We start from the raw sequence: 15,713 nt of genomic DNA on the forward strand, positions 1-15,713 counted from the left end.
GGTGGCTACCGCGGTGGTCAGCGTGATGACCGTGGTGGCCGTCCTGCCGGTGGTGGGTTCGAGCGCCGTGACGACCGGCCGCGTGGCCCGCGTCGCGACGACGACCGCCCCGGCGGCTTCCGCCGCGACGACAACCGGGGCGGCGGTGGCGGCTTCCGCCGTGACGACCGAGACCGTGACCGTGGCCCCCGCCGTGATGACGACCGGCCGAGCAGCTTCCGTCGTGACGACCGGGCTCCGCGCCGTGAGGACGACCGTGGTGGCCACCGCGGTGGCCAGCGTGACGACCGTGGTGGCCGTCCTGCCGGTGGCGGGTTCGAGCGCCGTGACGACCGGCCGCGTGGCCCGCGTCGCGACGACGACCGCCCCGGCGGCTTCCGCCGCGACGACAACCGGGGCGGCGGCGGTGGCTTCCGCCGCGACGACCGGAGCGGCGACCGTGACCGCGGTCCGCGTCGCGACAACGACCGGGGCAACGACCGCGGTGGCTACCGGGGCCGCGATGACCGTGGTGGCTACCAGGGGCGGGACGACCGGGACCGTGAGCCCATCAAGCGGCTCCCCATCCCCGACGACGTCACCGGCGACGAGATCGACAAGGACGTCCGGCAGGAGCTGATGAGCCTGCCGAAGACCCTTGCCGAGGACGTCGCACGGAACCTCGTCATGGTCGCCCGTCTGATCGACGAGGACCCGGAGCAGGCCTACGCATACTCGCGTATCGCCCTTCGGCTGGCGTCGAGGGTCGCCGCCGTGCGTGAGGCCGCAGGCTTCGCCGCGTACGCCACCCAGAAGTACGCGGAGGCGCTGGCGGAGTTCCGGGCGTCGCGTCGTATGACCGGTTCCGTGGATCTGTGGCCGGTCATGGCCGACTGCGAGCGCGGACTGGGCCGGCCCGAGCGGGCCATGGCCATGGCCGGTGAGCCCGAGGTCCAGAAGCTGGACAAGGCCGGACAGGTCGAGATGCGTCTGGTCGCCGCGGGTGCCCGCAGGGACATGGGGCAGATCGACGCCGCGATCGTCACGCTCCAGAGCCCCGAGCTCGCCTCCAGCGCCGTCCACTCGTGGACGCCGCGCCTGCGTTACGCCTACGCCGACGCGCTTCTCGAAGCAGGTCGCGAGGACGAGGCCCGTGAGTGGTTCGGGAAGGCTCTGGAGGCGGACAAGGACGGTGCGACCGACGCGTCCGACCGGCTCGCCGAACTCGACGGCGTCGAATTCGTCGACGCGCTCGGCGACGACGACGAGCACGCCGGAGAAGCGGGCCGGATCGTTGAAGCCCGGGCCACGGAGGCCCAGGACACGGACGACGAGGACCGGGACGACGCGGACTCGGACAGCGAGCCCGAGGTCGACGAGGATGACGAGGACGGCGAGGCGGACGGGCCCACGAAGGCCTGACCACCGCTGATAGGTCATGAAGAGGGCGGCACCCACATCGGGTGCCGCCCTCTTCTGCGTTCGGACCCACCGAGGCCCACCGAGGCCCACCGAACCTCACCGAGAGTCGAGGCGTCAGGTCTGTTCGGTCGGCCTCACCAGCAGTTGGCTGAGCGCCACGTGACGTGGACGCGTGACGACATAGGCGATGGCGTCGGCGATGTCCTCGGGCCGGAGGGTTTCGAAGGAGGCGTACCACGCCTGGTTGTGTTCGCGTACGCCGTCGCGGATGTGATCCGTGAGCTCGGTGTCGACGGCTCCGGGCTCCACCGAGCTGACGCGGACGTGCTGGGCGGCGAGCTCCTGGCGGAGCGCCTCGCTGAAGGCGGTGACGGCGAACTTGGTGGCGCTGTAGACGGCGGCTCCGCCGATGGCCTGACGCCCGGCGACCGAGCTGATGTTGACCAGGTCCGCCACCCCGCGTCCCTGATCGCGGGCCGCGGCGACCAGGTGCGGCAGGGCGGCGTGCGTCAGGTTCAGCAGGGCCGAGACGTTCAGGTCGACGTTGCGCTGCCATTCGTCGGCCGGCGCGTCCAGGGCCGGGCCGACGAGCATGACGCCTGCCGCGTTGACCAGGATGTCCAGCCGCCCCGTCTCCGCCAGGACGCGGTCGACGAGGGATACGGCCTCGCCGTTCGCGGTGAGGTCGGCAGGGAAGACATGGGCGACCCCACCTGATGAGCGGACAGCGGCGGACACCGTCTCCAGGCGGTCCTTGCGGCGAGCGGTGAGAGCGACGGTCGTTCCCCGGGCGGCCAGGGCACGGGCGGTGGCCTCGCCGATCCCGCTGCTCGCCCCGGTGACCAGGGTGACGGTGCCGGCCAGATCCATGGCGGGAGTGCTCACGATGATTCTCCTCGGGCTCATGCAGAACGAACTGGTTCGTTCTGCATGGCGACCGTAACCCGGATCCCGCCCTGCGGCAAACGAACCAGTTCGTTTAGTCTGGTGGTATGGACAAGGCACAGGCGAGCAGGCGACGGCTGCTGGACGCGGGCGCGGGCGAATTCGCCGCGCACGGGATCGCGGGCGCGCGCGTGGACCGCATCTCGGTTCAGGCGAAGGTCAGCAAGGCGCAGATGTACGCCTACTACGGCAGCAAGGAAGGACTGTTCGACGCCGTTCTCGCCGACCAGGTCGAGGGCATCCTCGACGCGGCCCCGCTGACCGCCGACGACCTGCCAGGTTATGCAGTCCGTCTCTACGACGCCTACCTGGCGCACCCGCAGCTCGTACGCCTGGCCGGCTGGGCCCGGCTGGAGCGGACACCGGTCGGCCATCTCTTCGCCGAGGCCGACGAGTCGCCCAAGCTCCGGGCCATCGCCGATGCGCAGGACGCCGGCCACATCAGTCGCGAGCTGCCGCCGGCCGATGTGCACGCCATGGTCATCTCCCTGGCGATGACCTGGTCACCGGGCAGTCTCACCTACACGGCCACGACCGCTGACCCCGCTGCTGATCACGACCGGCGCCGCAGCAGTCTCGCCACCGCCGTGCGCCACGCCTTCGCCGCCTGACAAAGCCTCCGGCAAGTTCCCTGAAGGATCTTCATGACGGGCGCTCCGGACAAGGACCGCGTCAGTCGAGGTCCAGACTGCGCAGCACCAGCCCCGTGGCCGGCTTGGGACCGAACGAGGTCGACTTCCGGGGCATCGTGACGCCCTGTCTGGCCAGTTCCCGCACCACCTCCTCGCGCACGGGGCGCATCAGCACCGCCGTGGCGTCGTGCCGTTCCGCCTGCTCGACAGCCGCCGCCGTGTCGTGGATGTAGGCGATGTGTTCGGGGGTGTCAGGGATCCGCCACACGTCGTCGAGGAGCGTGGAGTGCAGCACGGTCGCGTCCAGGGCGCGCCAGGCCGCCGGCCGGTCGGCGCGGACCGTGCGGGCCAGCAGCCGCTCGTCCGGCCGGTCGACCAGGTGGAAACGGCCGTCGCCCGCGAGCAGGAAGGCGTTGTCGTCCTCCGTGGCCGCCGCGAGCGCGTCGAGCGCCTGCTGCAGCGGTCCGTCGACGCGCCGGACGCGGAAGCGGCCTTCGAGGGCGCGGAGCGCCTCGGGGACCGGAAGGCGGTGCAGCAGCCGGTGGATGGCGCGCACCCGCAGCGGATAGCGGGCGGTGTCGACGAGCAGGACGAGACCGAAGTCCCAGGGCCCGGGGGCGGACTGCTCCCGCTGGAGCCGCAGATAGGTGGCCCAGCGGTGGTGGCCGTCGGCGATCAGTGCCTGGCGGCGGGAGAGATCGGACTCGATCTCCGCCTGTTCCGCGGGGTCGGAGACGGCCCAGAGACGGTGGCTGAAGCCGTCCTCGGTCGTCGTGGTGAGGAGCGGAAGGCGCTCCACCACCCGCTCGATGACGGCCGTCGTGCCGCTCGGCCCGCCGTCTCCCGCGTAGCTGAGGAGCAGGGGTTCGAGGTGGGCCGCCGCGGTGCGCATCAGATCGGCGCGGTCCTCCACGACATCGGCCATGACGTCCTCGTGCGGCAGGACCACACCCTCCGACGCGGGGGAGAGGGCCAGGGCCCCGATCACACCGCGCTGGAGGATGTCGCCGGCCCGCTGTTCGTAGACGTAGAGCACGGGCACCGGGTCCGGGGCGAGGACGCCCTCCGCGAGCCAGCGCTTCAGGGTGTCGGCGGCCTGCCGGTGGCGTGCCGCGGCCGTGCCGGCCTGCGGGAGGATCAGCCGGACGATGTTGTACGGGTCCGCGGACTCCAGGTGGTGCAGCCCGTCGGGCCGGACGACGACGTCGTACGGGGGCGAGGTCACCGCCGCGAGGCTGCCGACCCGTTCGGGGACGTAGCGCAGTCCACGGAAGGGGACCAGCCGCAGTCCCTCGCCGGCGGCGGGCCCGGATGTGTTCATTCGGGCATCGTATGTGCGCTCCCGCCATGCGCGATGATCGGGGGAGAAGCATGGAAAGAGGAGCGTACGCATATGAGTCAGCAGTACAGGTCCCGGCCGCTCGGAAGCGGAGTGGCGCTGAGTGAGGCGTACGACACGGCCCTGCTCGATCTCGACGGGGTGGTGTACGCGGGCGGCCACGCCATCGTTCACGCCGTGGAGTCGCTGGGCAGTGCGCGCGCGGGCGGCATGCATCTCGCGTACGTGACGAACAACGCCCTGCGGACGCCGGACGCCGTGGCGGAGCACCTGACGGAGCTCGGGGTGCCGGCCGATGCCGCCGATGTGATCACGTCGGCGCAGGCGGTGGCCCGGCTGATGGCCGATCAGCTGCCGTCCGGTGCGAAGGTGCTCGTGGTCGGCGGCGAGGGGCTGCGGGTCGCGCTGCGCGAGCGCGGCCTGGTCCCGGTGGAGTCGGCGGACGACGAACCCGTCGCGGTGGCGCAGGGGTTCGGCGGGCCCGATCTGGCGTGGGGGCGGTTCGCCGAGGCGGCGTACGCGATCTCGCGCGGGGCCGTGTGGTTCGCCTCCAACACGGACCTGACGATCCCCGGTGCCCGGGGTATCGCCCCGGGCAACGGCGCGGCGGTCGAGGTCGTACGGATCGCGACCGGTGCCGAGCCGCAGGTCGCGGGCAAGCCGCTGCCGCCGATGCACCGTGAGACCGTGCTGCGGACCGGGGCGGAGCGGCCGCTGGTCGTCGGGGACCGGCTGGACACGGACATCGAGGGCGCGTTCAACGGCGGCGTGGACTCGCTGCTCGTCCTCACCGGGGTCACCGACGCGGCGCAGCTGGTCGCGGCCGAGCCCAAGTACCGCCCGACCTATGTGGACCGGGACCTGCGGGGCCTGCTCACCGGCCAGCCCGAGGTGTCGGAGGAGGACGGCGCGTTCCGCTGCGGCGGCTGGACGGCCGTGGTGCGCGGGGGCGCGCTCGTGCTGGAAGGCGACGGCGACGCGATCGACGGGCTGCGGGCCCTGTGCGGAGCGGCGTGGACGCATGCCGGGGACGGCTCGTGCGGGCTGGACGCGGGGAAGGCCGTGGCCAGGCTCGGCCTGTAGCGGTGGAGGGCCCGTCCGGCCCGCTCCACGGCGCGGTGGACGTCCTGGTCGGCCCGCTCGCGGGGCCGGCGGCCGGGGCAGCGGTTGCCTCCGGCTCCCCCTGGTGGCCGGAACCGGAGGGTAGGCTACCCTAACCCGGTGTTGGTCGAGAGCCCTGAAACGAACGCCGGTCCCGCGGCAGCGCCGGACGAGCCCGCGCGCACCGGGCGCCACGCGGTACGAGCCGTGGGGCTGCTGGTCGCCGTAGGCGTGCTGGTGCTGGTGTGCCTCGCGAGTATCGCGATCGGGGCCAAGGCCCTGCCCCTCTCCGAGGTGTGGCACGGCCTGTTCCACTACTCGGGCACCAACGGCGACGTCCTGGTGCGGGATGTGCGGGTCCCGCGCACCGTGCTGGGGCTGATCGTCGGGGCCGCCCTGGGACTGGCCGGCGCCGTGATGCAGGCGCTGACCCGCAACCCGCTCGCCGAGCCCGGTCTGCTGGGCGTCAACGCGGGCGCGGCGGCAGCCGTCGTCTCCGCCATCACCTTCCTCGGCGTCACCTCGCTCACCGGATACGTCTGGTTCGCGTTCGGCGGCGCCGCGATCGTGTCCGTCGCGGTGTACCTGCTCGGCGGGAGCCGGTCCGCCAACCCCGTACGCCTGGCGCTCGCCGGCACGGCGGTCACCGCGGCGCTCTTCGGCTACGTCAACGCCGTACAGCTGCTGGACTCGGCGGCGCTGGACCGGCTGCGCTTCTGGACCGTGGGATCGCTGGCCTCCGCGAACCCGGAGACCGTCGGCAAGGTGTGGCCGTTCATCGCACTCGGCGTGCTGCTGGCCCTGCTCATCGCACGGCCGCTCAACGCGCTGGAGATGGGCGACGACACGGCCAGGGCGCTCGGCGCGCATCTGACCCGTACACGCGTCCTCGCGATGGTGGCCGTCACCCTGCTCTGCGGGGCGGCGACCGCCGCGTGCGGGCCGATCGTCTTCATCGGGCTGATGATCCCGCACCTGGTCCGCACCATCACCGGCCCGGACATGCGGTGGATCCTGCCCTACGCGGCCGTCCTCGCGCCCGTGCTGCTGCTCGGCGCCGACGTGGTGGGCAGGGTCGCCGCCCGGCCCGCCGAGCTCCAGGTCGGCATCGTCACCGCGCTGCTGGGCGGGCCCGTCTTCATCCATCTCGTACGTCGTAAGAGGATGGCCCAGCTGTGAAGGCCGCGCAGGACACCACGAAGACCGTCCACGCCGTGCGGACGGCCGGCGGGCTCTCCTTCCGTGTGGACGCACGGGCGTTCGCCGTGATCGCGCTGCTCGTCGCGGCGGCGGCCTTCGCCGCCGTCGTGCTGATCGGCAGCGGCGACTACTCCATGTCACCCGGACAGGTCGTCACCACCCTCTTCGGCAACGGAACCTTCCAGCAGGAGTTCATCGTCACCGAACTGCGGCTGCCGAGGGTCCTCGTCGGCCTGCTCGTCGGCGCCGCGCTCGGTGTCGGGGGCGCCGTCTTCCAGAGCGTCTCGCGCAATCCGCTCGGCAGCCCCGACGTCCTCGGCTTCGGCCAGGGTGCGGCGGTCGGTGCCCTCACCGTGATCGTGCTCTTCCACGGCGGGCCCACCGAGGTCGCGGCGGGCGCCGTCGGCGGCGGCCTGCTGACGGGCATCGCCGTTTATGTGCTGGCCTGGAAGCGCGGGGTCCACGGCTACCGGCTCGTCCTCGTCGGCATCGGGGCAGCCGCGATGCTCACCGCCGCGATCCACTACCTGATCACCAAGGCCAACCTCGTCGACGCCACCCGCGCCGTCGTCTGGATGACCGGTTCGCTGGACGGCCGGGACTGGTCCCAGGTCTGGCCGCTCCTCGCGGTCTGCTGTGTCCTGATCCCCCTGGTCCTCGGCCACGGGCGGGCGCTGCGCATGATCGAGATGGGCGACGACGCCGCCCACTCCCTGGGCGTACGGGTGGAATGCACCCGGCTCGTCCTGCTGGGCTGCGCCGTGCTGCTCGTCGCCGTCGCCACCGCCGCCGCGGGGCCCATCGTCTTCGTCTCGCTCAGCGCCCCGCAGGTCGCCCGCCGCCTCACCCGCGCACCCGGCCCCAACCTGGCCGCCGCGGCCGCCACGGGAGCGGCCCTGCTCCTCGTCGCCGACTGGACCGCCATGAACGCCTTCGGGGACCGCCAGCTCCCGGTGGGCGTCGTCACCGGTGTGCTCGGCGGCTGCTACCTGCTGTGGCTCCTCGTGTCCGAGCGCAGGGCGGGCCGCATATGAGGCCGGACGGGCCGGACCCCTCGCAGACCCATCCCACCGACTCCGGGAGTACGACCATGCAGCGCCTCACCGCGGACTCGGTGACCCTCGGCTACGACCAGCGGGTCATCGCGGAGAACCTCTCGGTCGAGATCCCCGACAACTCCTTCACCGTCATCGTCGGCCCCAACGCCTGCGGCAAGTCGACCCTGCTGCGCGCCCTCTCCCGGATGCTGAAGCCGACCGCCGGAGACGTCCTGCTGGACGGGCAGTCCATCCACCGGATGCCCGCGAAGAAGGTCGCCAGGACGCTCGGCCTGCTGCCCCAGTCCTCCATAGCCCCGGACGGCATCACCGTCGCCGACCTCGTCTCGCGCGGCCGCTACCCCCACCAGGGGCTGCTGCGCCAGTGGTCACCCGAGGACGAGCGGATCGTGAAGGAGTCCATGGAGTCGACCGGTGTCGGCGAGCTCGCCGACCGGTACGTCGACGAACTCTCCGGCGGCCAGCGCCAGCGGGTCTGGATCGCCATGGCCCTCGCCCAGCAGACCCCGCTCCTGCTGCTGGACGAGCCGACGACGTATCTCGACATCCAGCACCAGATCGACGTGCTCGACCTCTGCGCGGAACTCCACGAGACGCGGGGCCGCACCCTCGTCGCCGTGCTGCACGACCTCAATCACGCCGCCCGGTACGCCACCCACCTCATCGCCATGCGCGAGGGCGCGGTCGTCGCCGAGGGCGCGCCCGGCGACGTCGTGACCGCGCAGCTCGTGGAGGAGGTCTTCGGGATGCGGTGCCAGGTCATCGACGACCCGGAGACGGGGACGCCGCTGGTCGTCCCCGCCGCCCGCAGGAAGAGCACGGCGGCCTCCGTCTGAGGCCGCCGCCGGTCACAGCAGTGACTTGAGCTTCAGCAGATCGCGGAAGCCGGCCTCCAGCCGCACCCGGCCGGAGGCCCAGGCCTTCGCGAAGTTCAGCTCGCCGCCGACCATGGCCACCAGGTCGTCCCCGGTCATGGCGAGGCGGATCTCGGCCTTCTCCCGGGGCGGGCCGTCGTACGTGTCCAGCACCCGGATCCGGCCGTTCGCCAGCCGTCCGGTGAACGTCACGTCGAGATCCCTGATGTGGCAGCTCAGCGAGCGGTCGAGGTCGGCGGCGCCGCGGACGTCGCCGTCCGCCCCCGCCAGATTGCCGGAAAGTGTGTCGAGTGCGCTGCGGCACTCCGCCATGGTCGCCATCGTCACCGACGGTACACCGGCCCTTCGGGGTAGCGTTCCCGCATGAGCGACTGGATGCCGGGGCCGGACACGGCGCAGCGGGGTGAGGCGGACGCGGCGCCTCCCGCCGCGCCTTCCGCGCCCTCCTTCGACCCCGCCCCGCCCGCACCCCTCGGCGTGGCCCGCACCCCCACGGGGCACGCCGGTGTGGATGCCCGGCTGGAGCGGCTGGCCGACGCCGACCACCTCGCGGCGGACGGCCACACCGAGGTGTACGAGGATGTACACCGTGGGCTGCGTGACGAACTCACCGCGCTGGACGCACGGACCGCACCCGCACCGACGCCCGCGCACGACAACAGGAGCTGAACGAGAAGTGGCAGGAGTGGCACGTCGCCGCCTCGACGCCGAGCTGGTACGCCGCAAGCTCGCCCGCTCGCGCGAGCACGCGAGCCAGCTGATCGCAGCGGGGCGGGTGACCGTCGGCGGGAACACCGCGACCAAGCCGGCCACCCAGGTCGAGACCAGCGCCGCCGTCGTCGTCGTCAAGGACGACAGCGACCCCGAGTACGTCTCGCGCGGCGGGCACAAACTCGCGGGCGCCCTCGCCGCCTTCGAGCCCCGGGGCCTGAAGGTCGAAGGCCGGCGGGCACTCGACGCCGGCGCCTCGACCGGAGGCTTCACCGATGTGCTGCTGCGGGCCGGCGCCGGACACGTCGTGGCGGTGGACGTCGGCTACGGGCAGCTCGCCTGGTCCCTGCAGTCCGATGAACGCGTCACCGTCAAGGACCGTACTAACGTACGCGAGTTGACGGTGGAGCAGATCGACGGGAAGCCGGTGGACCTGGTGGTGGGAGACCTCTCGTTCATCCCGCTCGGCCTCGTGCTGCCCGCCCTCGCCCGCTGCACCGCCCCCGACGCCGACCTGGTGCTCATGGTCAAGCCGCAGTTCGAGGTGGGCAAGGAGCGCCTCGGCAGCGGCGGTGTGGTCCGCAGCCCCGAGCTCCGGGCCGAAGCCGTACGGGAAGTGGCACGACGGGCCGGTCTGCTCGGCCTCGGTGTCCTGGGAGTCACGGCGAGCCCGCTGCCCGGCCCGTCGGGAAACGTCGAGTACTTTCTGTGGCTGCGGGCCGGCGCACCTGAGCTGGATCCCGCGGATGTCGACCGCGCAGTGGCGGAGGGACCCCGTTGACAACGCAAGCGGCACAACCAGGGAACGCGGAACGCACCGTCTTCCTGCTGGCGCACACCGGCCGCCCGGCCGCGATCCGCAGCGCCGAGCTCGTCGTCCAGGGGCTGCTGCGCAACGGCCTCGGTGTCAGGGCGCTGGCCGTGGAGGCACAGGACCTGCCGCTTCCCTCGTCCGTGGTCACGGTCCCCGACGCGACGCCCACGGCCGTGGACGGCTGCGAGCTCCTGATCGTGCTCGGCGGCGACGGGACGCTGCTGCGCGGGGCCGAGATCTCCCGCGCCTCCGGCGTGCCGATGCTCGGGGTCAACCTCGGACGGGTGGGCTTCCTCGCCGAGGCCGAGCGTGACGACCTCGACCAGGTCGTCGACCGCGTCGTCACCCGGGCGTACCAGGTCGAGGAGCGGATGACGCTCGACGTCATCGTGCACAGCAACGGCGACATCGTGCACACCGACTGGGCGCTCAACGAGGCCGCCGTCCAGAAGGTCTCGCCCGAGCGGATGCTCGAAGTGGTCCTGGAGATCGACGGCCGTCCGGTGACCGGCTTCGGATGCGACGGGATCGTCTGCGCCACCCCGACCGGTTCGACCGCGTACGCCTTCTCGGCGGGCGGCCCCGTCGTCTGGCCGGAGGTCGAGGCGCTCCTCATGGTGCCGATCAGCGCCCACGCCCTGTTCGCGAAGCCGCTGGTGACCTCGCCCGACTCGGTGCTGGCGGTCGAGGTCCAGCCGCACACCCCGCACGGGGTGCTGTGGTGCGACGGCCGCCGGACCGTCGAGCTGCCCGCGGGGGCCAGGGTGGAGGTGCGGCGCGGCGCGGTGCCCGTACGGCTCGCGCGGCTGCACCAGGCGTCGTTCACCGACCGTCTGGTGGCCAAGTTCGCGCTGCCCGTACAGGGCTGGCGGGGCGCTCCGCACTGATTTCCCGGACTGCTGCTCACACCCGCGTGAGTGAATCCTTCACCGGGGCCCGTCGCACACCGGGCCCCGGACCTCGTAAGGTCATGTCCGTGTTGGAGGAGATGCGGATACGGTCGCTCGGAGTCATCGACGACGCGGTGGTGGAGCTGTCACCCGGTTTCACCGCGGTGACGGGCGAGACCGGCGCGGGCAAGACCATGGTCGTCACCAGCCTCGGGCTGCTGCTCGGCGGGCGCGCCGACCCCGCCCTCGTGCGGGTCGGCGCCAAGGCCGCGGTCGTCGAGGGGCGGATCACGGTGTCCCGGGGCGACGCGGCGGCGGTGCGCGCCGAGGAGGCCGGGGGCGAGATCGAGGACGGTGCGCTGATCATCAGCCGTACCGTTTCGGCGGAAGGGCGCTCCCGGGCCCATCTCGGGGGCAGATCCGTGCCCGTGGGGCTGCTCGCCGAGCTCGCCGACGAACTCGTCGCCGTGCACGGCCAGACCGACCAGCAGGGACTGCTCAAGCCCGCACGGCAGCGCCAGGCACTGGACCGCTACGCCGGGGGCGGTGTCGAGGGCCCGCACACCAAGTACGCGGCGGCCTACCGGCGGCTCCGCGCGGTCGTCACCGAGCTCGACGAGCTGACCACCCGGGCCAGGGAACGCGCCCAGGAGGCGGATCTGCTGCGCTTCGGCCTCGAAGAGGTCGCCGCCGTGGAGCCGCTGCCCGGAGAGGACACCGAACTCGCCGCGGAGGCCGAGCGGCTCGGCCATGCCGAGGCACTCGCCTCCGCGGCCGCTCTCGCCCACGCGGCGCTCGCGGGGAATCCGGAGGACCCGGAAGGCGTGGACGCCACCACGGTGGTGGCGGCCGCCGGACAGTCCCTGGACGCCGTACGGGCCCACGACCCCGCGCTGGCCGCGCTCGCCGACCGGATCGGCGAGATCTCGATCCTGCTCGCCGACGTGGCCGGGGAGCTCGCCGGATACGCCGACCAGCTCGACGCCGACCCGCTGCGGCTCGCCGCCGTGGAGGAACGGCGTGCCGCGCTCACCGCGCTCACCCGCAAGTACGGCCGGGCCGGTGGGGACACGGCCTCCGTGCTCGCCTGGGCCGAGGACGGTGCCTCCCGGCTGACCGAGCTCGAGGGCGACGACGACCGGATCGGGGAGCTGACGGCGGAGCGCGACGCGCTGCGCGTCGAGCTCTCCGCCCTCGGCCAGGAGCTGACCGACGCGCGGACCGAGGCTGCGGCACGCTTCGCCGAGGCCGTCACCGAGGAGCTGGCGTCCCTCGCGATGCCGCACGCCCGGGTCTCCTTCGCCATCGGGCAGACCGAGGCGCCGGACGAGGAGTCCGGCATCGACATCGGCGGCCGCAGCGTGCTCTACGGGCCCTCCGGCGCCGACGAGGTGGAGCTCCTGCTGGCGCCGCACCCCGGTGCCCAGCCCCGGCCCATCGCCAAGGGCGCCTCCGGCGGTGAGCTGTCCCGGGTGATGCTCGCCGTCGAGGTGGTCTTCGCGGGCTCCGATCCCGTGCCGACGTACCTCTTCGACGAGGTCGACGCGGGCGTCGGCGGCAAGGCGGCCGTCGAGGTCGGCCGGCGGCTGGCGAAGCTCGCCAGGTCCGCGCAGGTCGTCGTGGTCACCCACCTGCCGCAGGTGGCCGCCTTCGCCGACCGGCAGCTGCTGGTCGAGAAGACCGTGGACGGATCGGTGACCAGGAGCGGCGTCACGGTCCTCGAAGGCGAGGACAGGGTGCGGGAACTCTCCCGGATGCTCGCCGGGCAGGAGGACTCCGAGACCGCCCGGGCGCACGCCGAGGAGCTGCTGGAGACCGCGCGAGCGGACGGGTAGCGGCCCGCCGGCGTCAGTCTCGTGCCGCCCGCCTCACTCGTACGGGTGGGGCGGGCCGTCCGGCCGTCGACGCGACGACGGGAACAACGTTTCGTCAGTCCCGGAACGTGCGTACGGGCTGGCATCCTTGGCGCTGTACTTTCCACCGACTCGGGATCCCCGGGAGCCAATCAACGTGTCACAGCTGCGTACGGTCCAAGTCCTGGGCGGCGGTGCCGGAAGCAGCGCTCACGTCAGCTCGCTCGCCGCAGGGCTGGTCGCCAGAGGCGTGCAGGTCACCGTCTGCGCCCCGGCCGGCTCCGGCCGCGCCCACGGCCTCCCCGCGACGGGCGCCCGCTTCGTCGCGGTGCCCCGGCGCAGCGACCCCGCGGCCGTCGCCGCCCTCCGCACCGCCTGCACCGGGGCGGACATCGTCCACGCCCACGGACTGCACGCCGCCGTACGCGCCGGGATCGCCCTGAGCGGCCGGCGTATCCCCCTGGTCGTGACCTGGCACACGCGCACCCACGCCGACGGGGCCCGCGGCAGGCTGCTGCGGCTGCTGGAGCGGAGGGCCGCCCGCGCGGCCGCCGTCGTCCTGGGCACCTCGTGGGAGCTGGTCGACCGGGCCCGCCACCGAGGAGCCAGGGACGCCCGGCTCGCGCCGGCGGCGATCCCCGCCAGCCGCTTCGCGGACGCCCCCGACGACGGCAAGACGCGCGCCGAACTGGGGGCGGTCGGAAGGCCGTTGCTGGTATCGGTGGCACAGCACGACCAGGAGACGCTGCTGGACGCCGCGCGCGGGTGGAGCGCCCTGGACCCCGTCCCGCTGCTTGCCGTCGCGGGGGAGGGGCCCCGGGCCGGCGCCCTCCGGCGGCGGATCGCGGCGGAGGGGCTGCCCGTCGTCCTCACCGGCGGCTCGGACGGTATCGGGGAACTCCTCGCCGCCGCCGACATCGCCGTCCTGTCCGGCCGCGGGGAGGGAGGACCGCTGCTCGCCCAGGAGGCCCTGCGGCTCGGCGTCCCGCTGGTCGCGGCCCGGGCCGACGGGCTGCCCGAACTCGTCGGCGAAGCAGCCGAGCTGGTCCCGTACGGCGACGCCGACGCGCTGGCCGGAGCCGTCGTACGACTCCTCGGCGACCCCGGGCGACGTGAGCGGCTCGCCGACTCGGGGCGCGCGCAGGCCGCGGGCTGGCCGACCGAGGACGACACGGTCGCCCATGTGCTCTCCGTATACGACGAGTTGGCGCAGCCCCTGGCGGCCGCCCGCGGCTGACCCGTCAGCGGGTGTGGCGGCGGGCGCGCAGGGCCAGGCTCAGGGCGAGCACCGCCTGCGGGTCGTCCAGGTCCGTGCCGAGCAGTTCGCCGATGCGGGCCAGCCGGTTGTAGAGCGTCTGCCGGTTCAGATGCAGGTCGCGCGCGGCCTCCGCCTTGCGGCCCGCATGGGCGAGGTACGCCTCCAGAGTGGGCAGCAGGGCGGGGCGCGACGTCCTGTCGTGTTCGCGCAGCGGCCCGATCGCCCGGTCCACGAAGGACGCCAGATCCGGATGGTCCCGCAGCCGCCACAGCAGCAGATCGATGTCCAGGCTGCGCGCGTCGTACCAGGGGCGCTCCCCGAGCCCCTGCGCGGCCGTCGCCGCCTCCGCCGCGTGCCGCAGCCCCGCGCCCGCCGCCGCCCAGCCGCCCGCGGCCCCGACCACCACGACGACCGGCGTACGGTCACCGGCCCGCTCCAGGCCGGCCCGCCCCGCCCCGGCCCGCAGCGCGGTCGCCACCCGGTCACCGAGCGCCGCGCGGGTGGTCCCCGGGCGCAGCGCCAGCAGCAGCGGGACCCTGCCCTCCACCGGGCGCACCCCCACCAGCACCGGCGCGCCCACCGCCGCGAGCTCCTCCGTCACCGCCCGGGCCAGCAGCGCCCAGCTGCCCGACGGGGCCGACTCGGGCGCGAGCCTCATCACCACCGGCAGCAGCGGATCCCCGCCCGGCCGGAAGCCCAGCACACCGGCCTGCGCGGGAGCGTCCTCGGAAGCGATCCGGCCCTCGGCGAGATCCGTGAGGAAGTCGCCGCGTCCCCGCGCCGCCACCTCGTCCTCCTGACGGGCCTGCATCAGCACGACCGCCAGGATGCCCGCCGCCCGCTCGGCCGCCATCCGGTGCACCGTCACCAGCGGGCCCGACACCGCGAGCAGCACCAGCCGGGCCCGTACGGAACCGGCCCCGAGGCCGCCTCCCGGCACCTCCACCACGAGCGCGCCTGCCGGTGGCGCCTCACGGGCCGCCCGGTCCCCGCGCAGCCCCTCCCAGACCTGCAGCGGATCGGCGCCCACCGGCCCGGCCCCCGCGGCGAACAGCAGCCGGCCGTCCGGAGTCTCCAGGAAGACCGGATTCGCGGCGAAGTCCGCCAGGATCCCCAGGACCTGCGGCACCCCGCCGCCGCCGAGCACCGCCTGCGTGCACCGCCGGTGCACCTCCTCCGCCCGCTGGAGCAGGGCGTAGTGGCCGTTGACGATCTCGGTGTGGATCTCCTCGGTCACCGCCACGAACGGCACCTCGCGGTGCAGCTGCACGAGCGGCAGCCCCGCCGTCCTCGCGGCCTCCACGATCGCCGTCGGCAGCCGCTCGAAACGCGGCCCGAGCTCCACGACCAGCGCGGCGATACCGCGGTCGGCCAGCTTGCGGACGTAGGCGCGCTGGTCGGCGGGCCGGGAACCGAGGCCGAGACCCGTGGAGAGCAGCAGCTCCCCGCCCTTGAGGAGCGCGGGGATGTTCGGCGCCTCCCCGGCGTGCACCCAGCGCACCGTGCGGTCCAGCCGGTCCGCGCAGGTCAGCACCTCCGGCAGTCCGGCGCGCAGCCCCGGCAGCTCCAGCGCCCGCCGCACGGTGATCCCGCCCTCTGTCTCCACCGGCTCCGGCCTCGTGCTTCCGTATCGGCG

Annotated in this window: 15 protein-coding genes; 11 read left to right on the forward strand and 4 right to left on the reverse strand. The window is 73.6% G+C overall.

Features of this window, described 5'->3' with window-relative positions; all coding sequences use genetic code 11:
- Positions 1-618: 618 nt before the first annotated feature.
- Positions 619-1,401, forward strand: coding sequence for a hypothetical protein (locus ACIP63_RS35835; protein WP_401524800.1), 783 nt, complete (start codon positions 619-621; stop codon positions 1,399-1,401).
- A gap of 114 nt (positions 1,402-1,515) precedes the next feature.
- On the opposite strand, the gene ACIP63_RS35840 is transcribed toward ACIP63_RS35835, so the two are convergent.
- The gene (locus ACIP63_RS35840; RefSeq protein ID WP_401524548.1) at positions 1,516-2,286 is read right to left on the reverse strand and encodes an SDR family oxidoreductase; all 771 of its coding nucleotides are present in this window, start codon (positions 2,284-2,286) and stop codon (positions 1,516-1,518) included.
- A gap of 107 nt (positions 2,287-2,393) precedes the next feature.
- Here ACIP63_RS35840 and ACIP63_RS35845 point away from each other — a divergent pair, with 107 nt between their 5' ends.
- Complete coding sequence (locus tag ACIP63_RS35845; RefSeq protein WP_401524551.1) at positions 2,394-2,957, forward strand: TetR family transcriptional regulator; 564 nt, start codon at positions 2,394-2,396, stop codon at positions 2,955-2,957.
- A 61-nt stretch (positions 2,958-3,018) separates the two neighbouring features.
- Here the strand turns inward: ACIP63_RS35845 and ACIP63_RS35850 are convergent, their stop codons facing one another.
- On the reverse strand, positions 3,019-4,299 hold the full coding sequence (locus tag ACIP63_RS35850; protein WP_401524554.1) for a DUF1015 family protein: 1,281 nt from the start codon (positions 4,297-4,299) through the stop codon (positions 3,019-3,021).
- A gap of 72 nt (positions 4,300-4,371) precedes the next feature.
- Between ACIP63_RS35850 and ACIP63_RS35855 the strand changes: the two genes are divergently transcribed.
- The 4 genes from ACIP63_RS35855 to ACIP63_RS35870 all read left to right on the forward strand — a co-directional run bounded on the left by ACIP63_RS35855 (position 4,372) and on the right by ACIP63_RS35870 (position 8,512).
- On the forward strand, positions 4,372-5,400 hold the full coding sequence (locus tag ACIP63_RS35855) for an HAD hydrolase-like protein (RefSeq protein ID WP_401524557.1): 1,029 nt from the start codon (positions 4,372-4,374) through the stop codon (positions 5,398-5,400).
- A 138-nt stretch (positions 5,401-5,538) separates the two neighbouring features.
- Complete coding sequence (locus tag ACIP63_RS35860; protein ID WP_401524560.1) at positions 5,539-6,597, forward strand: FecCD family ABC transporter permease; 1,059 nt, start codon at positions 5,539-5,541, stop codon at positions 6,595-6,597.
- Positions 6,594-7,652, forward strand: coding sequence for a FecCD family ABC transporter permease (locus tag ACIP63_RS35865; protein WP_401524562.1), 1,059 nt, complete (start codon positions 6,594-6,596; stop codon positions 7,650-7,652). Before ACIP63_RS35860 ends, ACIP63_RS35865 begins: the two co-directional genes overlap by 4 nt.
- Positions 7,653-7,708: 56 nt before the next feature.
- Positions 7,709-8,512 carry an ABC transporter ATP-binding protein gene (locus tag ACIP63_RS35870; protein WP_401524565.1) on the forward strand — a complete coding sequence of 268 codons (804 nt, stop codon included), beginning with the start codon at positions 7,709-7,711 and terminating at the stop codon, positions 8,510-8,512.
- Positions 8,513-8,524: 12 nt separating this feature from the next.
- Here the strand turns inward: ACIP63_RS35870 and ACIP63_RS35875 are convergent, their stop codons facing one another.
- Positions 8,525-8,872: an alkyl sulfatase C-terminal domain-containing protein gene (locus tag ACIP63_RS35875; protein WP_401524568.1), complete on the reverse strand. Its 348-nt coding sequence runs from the start codon at positions 8,870-8,872 to the stop codon at positions 8,525-8,527.
- Positions 8,873-8,914: 42 nt separating this feature from the next.
- Between ACIP63_RS35875 and ACIP63_RS35880 the strand changes: the two genes are divergently transcribed.
- The 5 genes from ACIP63_RS35880 to ACIP63_RS35900 all read left to right on the forward strand — a co-directional run bounded on the left by ACIP63_RS35880 (position 8,915) and on the right by ACIP63_RS35900 (position 14,056).
- Complete coding sequence (locus ACIP63_RS35880) at positions 8,915-9,220, forward strand: hypothetical protein (RefSeq protein ID WP_401524571.1); 306 nt, start codon at positions 8,915-8,917, stop codon at positions 9,218-9,220.
- A 7-nt stretch (positions 9,221-9,227) separates the two neighbouring features.
- Positions 9,228-10,043: a TlyA family RNA methyltransferase gene (locus tag ACIP63_RS35885; RefSeq protein WP_401524574.1), complete on the forward strand. Its 816-nt coding sequence runs from the start codon at positions 9,228-9,230 to the stop codon at positions 10,041-10,043.
- A complete protein-coding gene (locus ACIP63_RS35890) occupies positions 10,040-10,963 on the forward strand; it encodes an NAD kinase (protein ID WP_401524576.1) in 924 nt (307 codons plus the stop codon). The genes ACIP63_RS35885 and ACIP63_RS35890 overlap by 4 nt, the downstream gene beginning before the upstream one ends.
- An 83-nt stretch (positions 10,964-11,046) precedes the next feature.
- Positions 11,047-12,801, forward strand: coding sequence for a DNA repair protein RecN (recN, locus tag ACIP63_RS35895; RefSeq protein ID WP_401524579.1), 1,755 nt, complete (start codon positions 11,047-11,049; stop codon positions 12,799-12,801).
- Positions 12,802-12,976: 175 nt separating this feature from the next.
- Complete coding sequence (locus ACIP63_RS35900; protein WP_401524582.1) at positions 12,977-14,056, forward strand: glycosyltransferase family 4 protein; 1,080 nt, start codon at positions 12,977-12,979, stop codon at positions 14,054-14,056.
- Between the two features lie 4 nt (positions 14,057-14,060).
- On the opposite strand, the gene ACIP63_RS35905 is transcribed toward ACIP63_RS35900, so the two are convergent.
- Entirely contained in the window at positions 14,061-15,683 is a 1,623-nt protein-coding gene (locus ACIP63_RS35905) for a PucR family transcriptional regulator (RefSeq protein ID WP_401524584.1), read from the reverse strand.
- Positions 15,684-15,713: the final 30 nt, after the last annotated feature.

The sequence above is a fragment of the Streptomyces sp. NPDC088746 genome, assembly GCF_044751065.1.
Lineage (GTDB): Bacteria > Actinomycetota > Actinomycetes > Streptomycetales > Streptomycetaceae > Streptomyces.